The 12,992-nt window shown below is 63.1% G+C and carries 11 protein-coding genes; 5 read left to right on the forward strand and 6 right to left on the reverse strand.

Annotated elements, in window-relative coordinates; translation table 11 throughout:
- Window positions 1-2: 2 nt before the first annotated feature.
- From V1294_RS15020 to V1294_RS15045, 6 genes are all read right to left on the reverse strand, one after another.
- Window positions 3-1,808, reverse strand: coding sequence for a gamma-glutamyltransferase family protein (locus V1294_RS15020; protein WP_334498159.1), 1,806 nt, complete (start codon window positions 1,806-1,808; stop codon window positions 3-5).
- Between the two features lie 103 nt (window positions 1,809-1,911).
- On the reverse strand, window positions 1,912-2,910 hold the full coding sequence (locus V1294_RS15025) for an ABC transporter ATP-binding protein (RefSeq protein WP_334498162.1): 999 nt from the start codon (window positions 2,908-2,910) through the stop codon (window positions 1,912-1,914).
- Window positions 2,907-3,905 (reverse strand): ABC transporter ATP-binding protein, encoded by a 999-nt coding sequence (locus V1294_RS15030; protein ID WP_334498165.1) that lies wholly within the window; start codon window positions 3,903-3,905, stop codon window positions 2,907-2,909. The genes V1294_RS15025 and V1294_RS15030 overlap by 4 nt, the downstream gene beginning before the upstream one ends.
- Window positions 3,902-4,873 carry an ABC transporter permease gene (locus tag V1294_RS15035; protein ID WP_334482517.1) on the reverse strand — a complete coding sequence of 324 codons (972 nt, stop codon included), beginning with the start codon at window positions 4,871-4,873 and terminating at the stop codon, window positions 3,902-3,904. Before V1294_RS15035 ends, V1294_RS15030 begins: the two co-directional genes overlap by 4 nt.
- A gap of 13 nt (window positions 4,874-4,886) precedes the next feature.
- Entirely contained in the window at window positions 4,887-5,867 is a 981-nt protein-coding gene (locus tag V1294_RS15040) for an ABC transporter permease (RefSeq protein ID WP_108521857.1), read from the reverse strand.
- Between the two features lie 207 nt (window positions 5,868-6,074).
- Complete coding sequence (locus tag V1294_RS15045; RefSeq protein WP_334498168.1) at window positions 6,075-7,670, reverse strand: ABC transporter substrate-binding protein; 1,596 nt, start codon at window positions 7,668-7,670, stop codon at window positions 6,075-6,077.
- 198 nt (window positions 7,671-7,868) lie between these two features.
- Between V1294_RS15045 and V1294_RS15050 the strand changes: the two genes are divergently transcribed.
- From V1294_RS15050 to V1294_RS15070, 5 genes are all read left to right on the forward strand, one after another.
- The gene (locus V1294_RS15050) at window positions 7,869-9,122 is read left to right on the forward strand and encodes an NAD(P)/FAD-dependent oxidoreductase (RefSeq protein ID WP_334498170.1); all 1,254 of its coding nucleotides are present in this window, start codon (window positions 7,869-7,871) and stop codon (window positions 9,120-9,122) included.
- A gap of 98 nt (window positions 9,123-9,220) precedes the next feature.
- Window positions 9,221-9,472 carry a DUF6489 family protein gene (locus tag V1294_RS15055; RefSeq protein WP_108521853.1) on the forward strand — a complete coding sequence of 84 codons (252 nt, stop codon included), beginning with the start codon at window positions 9,221-9,223 and terminating at the stop codon, window positions 9,470-9,472.
- Window positions 9,473-9,540: 68 nt separating this feature from the next.
- Window positions 9,541-10,275, forward strand: coding sequence for an esterase/lipase family protein (locus V1294_RS15060; protein WP_334504646.1), 735 nt, complete (start codon window positions 9,541-9,543; stop codon window positions 10,273-10,275).
- Between the two features lie 155 nt (window positions 10,276-10,430).
- A complete protein-coding gene (locus V1294_RS15065) occupies window positions 10,431-11,978 on the forward strand; it encodes a WS/DGAT/MGAT family O-acyltransferase (protein ID WP_334482507.1) in 1,548 nt (515 codons plus the stop codon).
- 9 nt (window positions 11,979-11,987) lie between these two features.
- The gene (locus V1294_RS15070; RefSeq protein WP_334498172.1) at window positions 11,988-12,983 is read left to right on the forward strand and encodes an alpha/beta fold hydrolase; all 996 of its coding nucleotides are present in this window, start codon (window positions 11,988-11,990) and stop codon (window positions 12,981-12,983) included.
- Window positions 12,984-12,992: the final 9 nt, after the last annotated feature.

The raw sequence follows: 12,992 nt of genomic DNA on the forward strand, positions 1-12,992 counted from the left end.
AACTATCGTCCGGCCGCGTAGCCCTGCATGCCCCTGGGATTGGCGGCAGCGCGGCGGCGGCGGCCAACTTTGGAAGCTGCAGTGAGGCGACCTTCCGACCAGTCGGGGCCGATCTCGACGACGTGGCCGCGGCCCTTCAGGGTATCGACGGTCGCCTTCGGCACGCGGTTTTCGACCACGAGCACGCCGGGACGTGCGGTGCGCGGCCAGAACGAGATCGGGAAGTGTTCGGAGTGCCAGGCCGGCGCGTCGATCGCTTCCTGCAGGTTCAGTTTGGCGTGGACGTGCCGCAGGAAGAATTGCGTGGTCCACTGATCCTGCTGGTCACCGCCGGGCGATCCCCAGGCCATGTACGGCTCGCCGTCGCGATAGCACATGGTCGGCGAGAGCGTGGTCCGTGGGCGCTTGCCGGGCGCGAGTGCGGCCGGGTGATCTTCCTCCAGCCAGAACATCTGAGCGCGGCTGCCGAGGCAGAAGCCAAGTTCCGGAATGACCGGCGAGGATTGCAGCCAGCCGCCGGACGGCGTTGCTGAAATCATGTTGCCGGCCTGATCGATGATGTCGAAATGCACGGTGTCGCCGCGCACCTCGCCGAAGCGGCCGACGGTCGGCTCGCCCGCGCCCATGGCGCCGACCGCTTCGCGGTCACCTTCGGCGCGGCGCAGCTTTACGACCGAGCCGAAACCTTCGACCGAGCCCGGGATGAAATCGAGCGAGGCCTTGTCCCTTGAGATCAGCTTGCGGCGTTCGTCGTTGTAGGCGTCCGACAGCAACGTCGCGATCGGAATTTCGGTGAATTTCGGGTCGCCATAAAACTTCTCGCGGTCGGCGAAGGCGAGTTTGGCGCATTCGATCTGCAGATGGATGAACTCGGGACCGGCGGGATCCAGCCCGTCGAGCTCAAAGCCCTTCAACAGCGCGAGCTGCTGCAGCATCACGGGGCCCTGGCTCCAGACGCCGGGCTTGCAGACGGTGTAGCGGCCATAGTCATACGTCAGCGGCGCCTCGACGGTCGGCTGCCAGCGCGCCATGTCGTCGGCCGAAAGCACGCCGCGATGCGGCGAGCCGCTGACATCCATCACTTCCTGGGTACGGCAGAACTTGTCGATCGCTTCCGCCACGAAGCCGTGCGACCAGGATTTTCGCGCGCGTTCGATCTGCGCAACGCGGTCGGAGCCGGCGCTTTCGGCCTCCTTCAGAATGCGGGCGTAGGTTTCCGAGAGTTTTTTGTTGGTGAATAACGTGCCGGGCCGCGGCACCTCGTTGTTCGGCAGGTAGACGGCGGCCGACGTCGTCCAGTGATTGCGGAACAATTTCTCGACGACCTGGATAGTCGCGGATGCGCGCTCGACCAGCGGATAGCCGTCGCGCGCATAGGCGATCGCAGGCTCGAGCACGTCGCGCAGCCGCATCGTGCCGTAGTCGCGAAGCAGCAGCATCCAGGATTCGAACGTGCCGGGCACGCAGGCGGCGAGAAGCCCGGTGCCGGGCACCATCTCCAGGCCTTCGCTCTTGTAATGCGCAATTGTTGCCTTCGCAGGCGCGGGGCCCTGGCCGCAGATCACCTCGGTGCGGCCGCGCTTGGTGTCGTGCACGATGATCGGCACGTCGCCGCCGGGACCGTTCAGATGCGGCTCCACCACCTGCAGCGTGAAGGCGGTGGCCACACCGGCGTCGAAGGCGTTGCCGCCTTTTTCCAGGATACCCATGCCGACCGCGGTCGCGATCCAGTGGGTCGAGGTGACCACGCCAAAAGTGCCTTCGATTTCCGGCCTTGTGGTGAACGGATCGGGATTGATGTTGCTCATGGGAGTCCGATGCGGTGCTGGTATCTTGATGCGGGCGCACTTGACCACAGGCGAGGCTGGATGCCAACCGCTGGGATGCCACGCATTGCACCCATCCCCGTGATCATACCAGGGCCGTGGTCTCAACCGGATGGTTGACGGCATGGCAGGCGACGCCGTCGATCAGGGCCGGCGCTTCCTTCCGGCAGAGATCGAACGCCAGCGGGCAGCGCGGGTTGAAGGCGCAGCCGGGCGGCGGATCGATCGGATTGGGGATTTCGCCCTTGACCGGGATCCGCTGGCGGCCGGACATCGCGAGATCCGGGACCGCCCCCAGCAGCATCTTGGTGTAGGGCATCCGGGGATTGGCGAACAGCTCGCGCCCTTCCGCAATCTCGACGATACGGCCGAGATACATCACGCCGATCCGGGTCGCCATATGGCGGACCACGGCGAGGTTGTGGCTGATGAAGAGATAGGTCAGGCCGAACTTGTCCTGCAGGTCGCGCATCAGGTTGAGGATCTGCGCCTGAACGGAAACATCCAGCGCCGAGGTCGGCTCGTCGCAGACGATGAATTCTGCCTCCGACGCCAGCGCGCGTGCGATCGCGATACGCTGGCGCTGGCCGCCAGAGAATTCATGCGGATATTTCAACCCGTCGTCGGGATGCAGGCTGACGACGCTCAACAATTCACCGACGCGCGTTCTGATATCGCGCTCGCCCTGGATCAGGTCGAAGGCGCGGATCGGTTCGGAGACGATGGCATCGACCCGAAAACGCGGATTGAGGCTCGCATAGGGGTCCTGGAAGATCATCTGGATGCGGCGGCGCAGCCGCTGACGCGCCTGTGCCTGCCGCGCATTTGTCATCGACACGCCGTCGATGATCACTTCACCCGAGCTCGGCGGCAGCAATCCCACCACCATCCGCGCCACGGTGGTCTTGCCCGAGCCGGACTCGCCGACGAGCGCAAAAGTTTCGCCCTTTTTGATATCGAAGGTCACGCCGTCGACGGCCTTCAAAAATTCCAGATGGCCGCCCTCGAGGACACGGTTGAGCCACGGTTTCGAGACGTCGAACACGCGGCGCAGATTTCTCACATCGACAAAGGAGGCCGTCATGCCGCGGTCTCCTTTGCGGTTTCGTTCGGCGCGGTATCGAAGAGATGGCAGGCTACGGCGTGCGAGCCGTGCTTGAGCGGTTCCGGCCGATCGACGCGGCAGCGGTCGAACGCGAAGGCGCAGCGCGGATTGAACGAGCAGCCCGGCGGGATCGCCGACAGCCGCGGCATCGAGCCGGGAATTTGCACCAGTCGCTTGTCCTCGCCGGCCAGCGTCGGGATCGCGCCCATCAATCCCTTGGCGTAGGGGTGCAGCGGGTTCTGCACCACGTCCTGCACCGGGCCGATTTCGGCGATCCGCCCCGAATACATCACCGCCACGCGGTCGGAGGTCTCGGCGATCACGCCCATGTCGTGGGTCACCAGCATCACCGCCGTGCCGTGATCGCGCCCGAGGCGTTTGATCAGCGAGATGATTTGCGCCTGCACGGAGACGTCGAGCGCGGTGGTCGGCTCGTCGGCGATGATCAGTTCGGGTTCGGCGCAGATCGCAAGCGCGATCACGACGCGCTGGCGCATGCCGCCGGAGAATTCGTGCGGATAGGCATCGATGCGTTTCTCGGGCGCGGGGATGCCGACCTCGGCCAGCAGGTCGATGGCGCGCTTGCGCGCCGCGGTCTCCGACAGATTCAGGTGGGTCCGGATCGTCTCGACGATCTGGTCGCCGATCCGGTACAGCGGATTGAGGCTGGTCAGCGGATCCTGAAAGATCATCCCGATGCGCTTGCCCCGGATGCGGCGGATTTCTTCCGGTGGCAGATGGTCGATCCGCATTCCCGACAGGTAGATCTCGCCGCCTGCGATGCGGCCGGGCGGATCGATCAGCCCGATGACGGCAAGCCCCGTGACCGATTTGCCGGCGCCGGACTCGCCGACCACGCCGAGCACTTCACCCTTGGCGATGTCGAACGACACCCCGTTGATCGCGCGCAGCGTGCTGCGGCGGGTGAGGAATTCCACCTCCAGGTTACGCACGGAAAGGACAGGAACGGTCATCGGAGCTTTGGATTGAGCGCGTCGCGCAGCCAGTCGCCGAGCAGGTTGATGGAGAGGATCAGTCCCGCCAGCGCTATGCCGGGGAAGGCGACGATCCACCATTCGCCGGCGAACAGATAGTTGTTGCCGATCCGGATCAGGGTGCCGAGCGAGGGCATGGTGTCGGGCATGCCGGCGCCCAGGAACGACAGCGTCGCCTCGGTGATGACGGCGAGCGCGAGGTTGATGGTGGCGATGACAAGGATGGGGCCCATCGTGTTGGGCAGCACATGCCGCAGCATGATCTTGGGCGCGGGCAGGCCGATCAGTTGGGCTGCCGCGACGTAATCCTTGCTCTTCTCGACCATGACCGAGCCGCGCACGGTGCGGGCATATTGCACCCAGAAGCTCAGCCCGATCGCGACCACCAGCACCGCCAGCGTACTCATGGCGTCCAGCCGGTTGCCGAATACGGACTTGGCGACGCCGTTGACGAGTAGCGCGATCAGGATCGCGGGGAAGGTGAGCTGCACGTCGGCGATGCGCATGATCAAGCCGTCGACCGCGCCGCCGACATAGCCCGCGATCAGGCCAAGCGTGATGCCGAGCGTCCCGGCAAAGATGACGCCGAGCACGCCGACCACGAGCGAGATCCGCAACCCGTAGAGAATGGCTGAAAATACGTCGCGGCCCTGTTCGTCGGTGCCGAGCAGGAACGGGCTCTGGCCATCGGCGGTCCACAGCGGCGAGATGCGCGAATTCATCAATTGAAGCTGCGCCGGATCGAACGGGTTCTGCACCGCGAGCTGCGATGCGAAGAGCGCCAGCAGAAAGAACAGGACGGTGACGGCGGCCGCCACCATGGTCATTCGCGAGCGGCGGAACGAATAGAAAATATCGCTGTCGAGCGCGCGCTTGATCCAGCCCGTGCCGGCGCGCGTCCGCTGCGCGCTCGGCTCTACTCGGTGGGGCACCACGGCATCGGACATCTTATGTCTCGCTTTAGGCCGGACGGCTGATGGTCGAGCGCAGGCGCGGATCGACGATGGTGTAGAGGATGTCGACCACCAGATTGATAGTGACGAAGATCAGCGACACCATCAGCAGATAAGCGGCCATAATCGGGATATCGACGTTTTGCACGGCCTGCACGAACAACAATCCCATACCCGGCCACTGAAAGACGGTTTCGGTAATAATGGCAAATGCAATTACCGAGCCAAACTGCAGCCCTGCCACAGTGATGACGGGAACCAGCGTGTTCTTCAGCGCGTGGCCGAAATGGATGGCGCGTGTCGTCAGGCCGCGGGCGCGGGCGAAGCGGATGTAATCGGTGCGGAGCACCTCGAGCATTTCGGCGCGCACCAGCCGCATGATCAGGGTCATCTGGAACAGCCCCAGCGTAACCGATGGCATGATCAGCGCCTTGAGGCCGGAAAAGGTCAGCAGGCCTGTCGTCCACCAGCCGATCCGCACCACGTCGCCGCGCCCGAACGAGGGCAGCCAGCCCAGCGTCACCGAGAACAGATAGATCAGGAGAATGCCGATCAGGAAGGTCGGCAGCGAGATTCCGATCAGTGACACCGCCTGGAAAAATTTTGTGAGAATGGTGTCACGCCGCAGCGCCGAATAGACCCCCATCAGGATCCCGAACACCATGGCGAAAACGGTGGCGCAGGCGGCCAGTTCCAGCGTCGCCGGCATCCGCTCCATCAGCAGGTTCGAAACCGGCTGGCGGAATTGGTAGGAGACGCCGAACTTGAATTGCGCGGCATTGGCGAAGTAGCGGGCGAACTGCACCGGCACGGGATCGTCGAGGCCGAGCGACTTGCGCACCGCCTCGCGCTCGGCCGCCGGCGTATCCAATGAGACGATCTGGTTGACCGGGTCGCCGGCAAAGCGGAACATCGAGAACGCGATGACGCCGACCGCGATCATGACGCCGATGGCCTGGATAGCACGGCGAAGAGTGAAAGCGAGCATGGATTCCTTTCACTGCTCTCTAGAGCATGCTTCAACTGAGTTGAATCATGCTCGTCGATCATCTTATTGTTTGAGCATGATCTTTTCGGAAAACCGGTACCCACTTTTCCGGATCATGCTCTAGGTGCGGCGGCGGACGTCGCGGTCGCCTCGAAAAGAAAAGTCCCGGAAGCCGCCAAGCCGCCGGGACCTGTTGTTGACGCCTGGCTAGTCCTGTTTGGTCGCCCAGTAGAGCAGGACCTGGTTGTCGGCGCGCTGGCTCAGCTTCACTTTCTTCGATACGCCCCACGCCAGCGCCTGCTGGTGCAGCGGGATATATCCAAAGTCCTTGGCGCCGATTTCGTACGCTTGCTTGATCAGGAGATCGCGTTTGGTCATGTCGGACTCCTGGAGCACCTTGTCGGTGAGTTCGTCGAGCTTCTTGTTGCAGTAGCCGCCGAGGTTGGCCTCGCCGCGGCTGGATTTCGGATCGTCACGGCAGCCCATGATGTCGAACAGGACGTTGTGGGAGTCGAGCGTGCCGGGTGTCCAGCCGAGCAGGTAGAACGAGGTCTGGTAGCCGCCGGGCTTCAGCACCTTGGCGAAATACTGCGCCTTGGGCTGTGCCAGCAGAGTTACCTTGACGCCGATGCGGGCCAGCATGCCGACGACCGCCTGACAGATCCCGGCGTCGTTGACGTAGCGGTCATTCGGGCAGTCCATCGTGACTTCGAAGCCATCGGGATAACCAGCTTCGGTCAGAAGCTTCTTGGCGCCGTCGGGATCAAGTTTCGGTCGCGTGAAGTCACCGGACAGCTTGAACAATTGCGGCGCGATCATCAGCGCCGAGGGTGTCGACAGGCCGCGCATGACGCGAGTCTTGATCAGTTCGATATCGACGGCCTTGAAGAAGGCCTCACGCACCTTGACATCCTTGAACGGGTTCTTGCCCTTGACGTTGGAATAGAGCAGCTCGTCGCGTACCTGATCCATGCCGAGGAAGATGGTGCGAAGTTCCGGTCCCTTCAGCACCTGGGCGTTGGCGCTGGAATCCACTCGCGAAATATCCTGGATCGGAACCGGCTCGATGACGTCGACTTCGCCCGAGAGCAGGGCGGCCACGCGTGTGGCGTCCGAGCCGATCGGGGTGAAGATGATTTCCTTGAGGTTATGTTCGGGCTTGCGCCACCAGTTCGGGTTGGCCTTGTAGACGGTCTTGACGCCGGGCTGATGGCTCTCGACGGTGAAAGGACCGGTGCCGTTGGCGTTGAGCGAGGCAAAGCTCGGCGTCGTTGCCGCGGCCGGCGTCGGGTCGACCGAATTGTTCGCCTCGGCCCATTTCTTGCTCATGATGTACCAGGTATCCCATTGCGAGTTGAGAATGGGATTTGGCGAGGTCAGGACGAAGTCCACCGTGTAGTCGTCGACCTTGACGACCTTGGCGTCGGTGGGAATGCGGGTCTGCAGGTTCGAGCCTTTTTTGCGGACGCGATCCGCCGAGAAAACCACATCATCGGCGGTGAAGGGGTCGCCGTTCTGGAATTTTACGTCCTTGCGCAAATGGAACCGCCAGCGGGTCGGCTCCGGCGTTTCCCAGCTCTCCGCCAAAGCGGGGATGATTTTCAAATCCCTGTCGCGGGCCACCAGGCCTTCGAAGACGTGTCCGAGATGCGCGTGGGTCGTGCTCTCGTTCAGCGTGTAGGGGTCGAGCGATTTGAGGTCGCCCTGGTTGGCGTAGCGCAGGGTCTGGGCCGATGCCGGCGCCATTGTGAGCGCGATGATTGAAGCCGTGGCCGCTGCAAACAAACTCCGACGTACCGACATCTGTTCGATTTCCCCGCTTTGATCAGCCATTTCCGCGACTGGCGGCTGATATTGCCGAGCCATGTTGCCAGAGTCCAGCCACCGCGCAAGCATCATTATCCCGCACCGCGTGCCGGTTTGCGCGGCGGTGCAGTATTGACTAGTTTCACCATAAGCCGTGCGCGCAAGCACGTTACATTGAACTTTCGGAGTGCCTGGATGGCGGAACTGAAGGCCGACGTACTCGTCCTGGGTGCGGGCATGGTCGGCGTGAGCGCCGCCTTGCACCTGCAGAAGCGCGGCCGGAACGTGGTTCTGATCGACCGGCACGAGGTTGCCGGCGAGGAAACCAGTCACGGCAATGGCGGATTGATCGAATGCGCCTCGGTCTTTCCTTACATGTTTCCGCGTGATCTCGGCCAGATCCTGCGCTACGCGTTCCTGCGTGCGCCGCAGGTGCGGTACCACTTCAGGGATTTGCCGGCTTTCCTGCCGTGGCTGACACGGTATTTCCTCGCCTCATCACCGGAGCGTGCACTGCACAGTGCGATGGCCGAGCTGCCGCTGATCCAGCGCAGCCTGATCGAGCATGAAGCGCTGATCGCGGAAGCCAATGTGCCGGAACTGTTGCGGCGGACCGGCTGGATCAAGCTGTTTCGCTCCGAGGCGACGCTTGCGGGCGCGGTGGGAGATCTGGAGCGTGCCAGGCAGTATGGGGTCGAGGGCGAGATCCTGGACACGGCGGCGATTATGGCGCGCGAGCCGCATCTGACCGGCGATTTCAGCGGCGCAATCCATTTTCCGGCGCCGGGCTTCGTGCCGGATCCCGGCGGCCTGGCCAAAGCCTATTCGGCGCTGTTCGGCCGCAAGGGCGGGCGATACCTTGTCGGCGACGCACGAACGCTCGAACAATCCGGCGGACGGTGGCGGGTGGCGACGCTGGAAGGCACGATCACCGCGCGCGACGTCGTCGTGGCGATGGGGCCGTGGTCTGATCAGATTTTTGCGCCGCTTGGCTATTCGATCCCGCTTCAGGTCAAGCGTGGTTACCATTTGCACCTCAAGCCGCGCGGCAATGCGGTTTTGAATCACCCCGTGCTGGACACCGATCTCGGCTATCTGCTGGCACCGATGAACCGCGGCATTCGCCTGACCACCGGCGCCGAGTTTGCCCACCGCGACGCGCCGCCGACGCCGGTCCAGGTCGAGCGGGCCCTGCCGCGGGCGCACGGGCTGTTCCCGCTGGGAGAGCCGGTTGACGCCGCGCCGTGGAAGGGCGCGCGCCCCTGTTTGCCCGATATGTTGCCGGTGATCGGCAAGGCCCCCCGCCATAGCGGGCTATGGTTCGATTTCGGCCACCAGCACCACGGCCTGACGCTCGGACCCGCAACCGGCCGCCTGCTGGCCGAAATGATGACCGGCGAGACCCCGTTTGCCGACGCCCGGCCTTTTGCCGTCGAACGTTTTGGTTGACCATACCGGACGATTGACGGGGGTGGAGGCGAGGTCTTGTCCTTGCGCGACGCGGGCCATCGTGGCGATACTGTCACAAGCCAGCAAAAGGAGCGGTCATGAAAGTTAACGTCGAAATCGATTGCACACCGCTGGAGGCCAGACAGTTCTTCGGGTTGCCCGACGTCTCGCCGATGCAGAACGCCGTGATGGACAAGATGCAGCAGCAGGTGATGGCCAATATCGAAAAGGTTTCGCCGGAATCGCTGATCCAGAGCTGGTTCACGTTCGATCCCAAAATCGCCGAGCGGTTCCAGGATATGTTCGTGACCATGGCCGGCCTCGGCGGCATGGGCAAGAAGGACAAGTAACAGTGGCCATCGCGGAAGGCGGCGTAGCGACGGGCGAGCAACGGCTACAGCCGCCGAGCCTCTTTCTGATGCTGGCCGAGGTGAGGGGCCTGTTCGAATTGAATTCGAGCCTCTTGCTGTCGCCGTTATTGTTGCGCGCGCCGAAGGGCGACGGGCATCCGGTGCTGGCGCTGCCGGGCTTTCTCGCCAGCGATCTGTCGATGGCGCCGATGCGGCGCTACCTGAAAGAACTCGGCTACGACACCCATGCGTGGAACATGGGTCGCAATCTCGGCGGCGTCGCTTCCAAGCGCGTTGCGTTGCGCGATCTTCTGCGGCGCATTCACGACCAGACCGGCCGCAAGGTCAGCCTGATCGGCTGGAGTCTCGGCGGCGTCTATGCGCGCGATCTCGCCCTGCAGATGCCGGACATGGTGCGCGCCGTGATCACGCTCGGCAGTCCGTTTGCCAATGACATCAGGGCCACCAATGCCACGCGGCTCTACGAGGCGCTGTCGGGGGAGGCCGTCGACGATAATCTGGAAATCCGCCAGGCGATCGCCGGTGACCTGCCGGTGCCGGCGACCTCGATCTATTCCCGTACCGACGGCATCGTGAACTGGCACACCAGCCTGCTGCGTCCTTCTGAGACCGCCGAAAACATCGAGGTGTACTTCGCCAGCCATATCGGGCTCGGCGTCAACCCCGCAGCATTATGGGCGGTGGCCGACCGTCTGGCGCAGTCCGAGGGGGAGTTTAAGCATTTTGACCGATCAGGGCCATTTGCCATTGCCTACGGCCCACCTGAAAATGCACAATCCTGAGCCAACGCCCTGAGCCAAGGGCATGATCCCGAAAGGTCCCGCCCGGCAATTGATGCAGGATGGTGAGAGGTTTTCGGATATGCTCCAATAACAAAGACATTCTAGACGCCAGAAGCGCCGCCAAGGCGCCGCGTTTTCTACTGCGGGAGGAAAATATGGCGGACGCCAAGAAACTGTCTTCGATGGACGCGTCGTTTCTGTATCTGGAAACGCCCGAGATGCCGATGCATGTCGGGAGCATGGCGATCTTCCGCCTACCGGAGAACTACAACGGCAACTTCTTCGAGGACTTCAAGGCGATGATCGCCTCGCGGCTGCACATCGCGCCGATCCTCAAAGCCCGTCTGGAAAAGGCCCCGCTCGACATCGATCATCCGTCATGGGTCGAGGACGACCAGTTCGATATCGACCGTCACATCTTCCGCGGCAGCCTGCCGGCGCCGTATGACCGCGCGACGCTCGAGCGCATCGTGGGCTGGATGCATGCCAAGCTGCTCAACCGCGCCCGGCCGCTCTGGGAGTTCTATGTCTTCGAGGGCATGAAGGACAACGAGATCGGGCTTTATTCCAAGATGCATCACGCCTGCATCGACGGCGGCGCGGGCGCGGCGCTGACCAACATGATCTACGATGTCACCCCGGTGCCGCGCGTGGTCGAGCAACCGATCCCGCAGGCCAAGGGCGGCAACGAGCCGCGCGACATCGCCGCCAACCTGATCGATTCCTACCAGCAACTCTGGCGCCAGCCCTTCGACGGCTCATCGACGCCGAAGACCCTCGACCTGCCGCGCTCGGGCAAGAGCGATCTCGGATCGATCCTGTTCGACAACGCCATGTTCCAGATCGAGAGCGCGGTGAAATTCGCCGGCAGCATTCCGGCGATGCTCAAGAGCGTCTCCGACGTGGTCGGCAAGATCTCCGATCCGAAGTCGCGCGACAGCATCGCCAGCATGGTTTCGCCGTCGACTATTTTGAACAAGGCGATTTCGTCGGAGCGCAGTTTTGCCGGCACCTCGATCTCGCTGTCGCGGGCCAAGGCGGTCGCCAAGCAATCCGGCGGCAAGCTCAACGATGTGGTGCTGGCGCTGTCTTCGGGTGTGGTCCGCCGCTATCTGTTGGAGCGGGGCGCCTTGCCGGCCAAGTCGATGACCGCAGCTGTGCCGATCTCGCTGCGCGAGGAGGGCAACACCGAGGCCAATAACCAGGTGTTCGGCATGATCTGCTCGATCGCCACCAATATCGAGGACCCGAAGGAACGGCTGGAGGCGATCATCGCGCAATCCACCAAGTCCAAGGAGATGTCGCATCCGTTGCGGGCCTTCATGCCGCAAGTCTCCAACGTCTCGATGCTTGGTGCGCCAATCCTGGTGCAGATTATGGCGCTGCTCTACAGCCGCTCGGACCTGTCGAACGTGTTGCCGCCATCGGCCAACATCACCGTGTCCAACGTACCGGGGCCGCGGCAGACGCTTTATGCAGCGGGCGCGGAATTGCTGCACATCTTCCCGGTATCGATCGCGACGCACGGGATCGCGCTCAACATCACCGTGCAGAGCTACCGCGACCAACTCGATTTCGGCTTCATCGCCGGCGCCAACATCATTCCCCATGTCCAGGTCATGTGCGACATGCTGCCGGTCGAATTTGAAGCGCTGGAGGAGGCGTTCGCACCGCCGCCGAGCATGACCCGCGCGGCTGAATAGGGTCTGGCGATGATTGAAATGCCGCCGCTGCAGTTCGCCCAGGTGAACGGTATTCGCATGGGCTATTACGAGGCGGGACCGAAGTCCGACACGCCGCCGCTCATCCTCTGCCACGGCTGGCCGGAAATCGCGTTCTCGTGGCGTCACCAGATCAAGGCCCTGAGCGAGGCCGGCATCCGCGTGATTGCGCCGGACCAGCGCGGCTACGGCGCGACCGACCGGCCCGAGCCGGTCGAAGACTACGACATAGAGCACCTGACCGACGATCTTGTCGGGCTGCTCGACCATCTCGAGATCCGCAACGCGATCTTCGTCGGTCACGACTGGGGCGGCTTCATCGTCTGGCAGATGCCGCTGAGGCATCTCGATCGCACCGCGGGCGTCGTCGGCGTCAATACCCCTCACATGGACCGCGCGCCGGCGGATCCCATCGAACTGTTCCGCATGCGCTTCGGCGACCAGATGTATATCGTGCAGTTTCAGGACCCGGCGCGCGAACCCGATCGAATATTCGGCAGCCGGGTCGAGCAGACCTTTGATGCCTTCATGCGCAAGCCGGTGCCACGCAGCGACACCGCGCCCGCAGACCAGCCGGTCGCCGGTGTTGGCGCCTCGCCCAGGCTCAACCTGGCGTTTCCGCAAATGATCGCCGGCTACGACGCCAAACATGATCCGCGCACGCCGATCCTGAGCCCGGAGGAAAAGAAGGTATTCGTCGATACCTTCACTAAAACCGGGTTCACCGGCGGCATCAATTGGTACCGCAATATGTCGCGCAACTGGCAGCGTTCGGAGTGGCTTGACCACACCGTGCGGGTACCGTCGCTGATGATCATGGCCGAAAACGATCACGTGCTGCCGCCATCGGCCGCCGACGGCATGGAGAAGCTAATTCCCGATCTGGAAAAATATCTCGTGCGCGACAGCGGCCATTGGACGCAGCAGGAAAAGCCGGATGAGGTCAGCGCCAAGCTGATCGAATGGCGTAGAAAAAGATTTGGGTAGGATGACGTT

The sequence above is a fragment of the Bradyrhizobium sp. AZCC 1678 genome, from assembly GCF_036924765.1.
Lineage (GTDB): Bacteria > Pseudomonadota > Alphaproteobacteria > Rhizobiales > Xanthobacteraceae > Bradyrhizobium > Bradyrhizobium algeriense.

Bases quoted from the DNA above. Each gene is read 5' to 3' on its own strand.
- V1294_RS15020 (WP_334498159.1), bottom strand. From the start codon at position 1,808: ATGAGCAACATCAATCCCGATCCGTTCACCACAAGGCCGGAAATCGAA.
- V1294_RS15025 (WP_334498162.1), bottom strand. From the start codon at position 2,910: ATGACGGCCTCCTTTGTCGATGTGAGAAATCTGCGCCGCGTGTTCGAC.
- V1294_RS15030 (WP_334498165.1), bottom strand. From the start codon at position 3,905: ATGACCGTTCCTGTCCTTTCCGTGCGTAACCTGGAGGTGGAATTCCTC.
- V1294_RS15035 (WP_334482517.1), bottom strand. From the start codon at position 4,873: ATGTCCGATGCCGTGGTGCCCCACCGAGTAGAGCCGAGCGCGCAGCGG.
- V1294_RS15040 (WP_108521857.1), bottom strand. From the start codon at position 5,867: ATGCTCGCTTTCACTCTTCGCCGTGCTATCCAGGCCATCGGCGTCATG.
- V1294_RS15045 (WP_334498168.1), bottom strand. From the start codon at position 7,670: ATGTCGGTACGTCGGAGTTTGTTTGCAGCGGCCACGGCTTCAATCATC.
- V1294_RS15050 (WP_334498170.1), top strand. From the start codon at position 7,869: ATGGCGGAACTGAAGGCCGACGTACTCGTCCTGGGTGCGGGCATGGTC.
- V1294_RS15055 (WP_108521853.1), top strand. From the start codon at position 9,221: ATGAAAGTTAACGTCGAAATCGATTGCACACCGCTGGAGGCCAGACAG.
- V1294_RS15060 (WP_334504646.1), top strand. From the start codon at position 9,541: ATGCTGGCCGAGGTGAGGGGCCTGTTCGAATTGAATTCGAGCCTCTTG.
- V1294_RS15065 (WP_334482507.1), top strand. From the start codon at position 10,431: ATGGCGGACGCCAAGAAACTGTCTTCGATGGACGCGTCGTTTCTGTAT.
- V1294_RS15070 (WP_334498172.1), top strand. From the start codon at position 11,988: ATGATTGAAATGCCGCCGCTGCAGTTCGCCCAGGTGAACGGTATTCGC.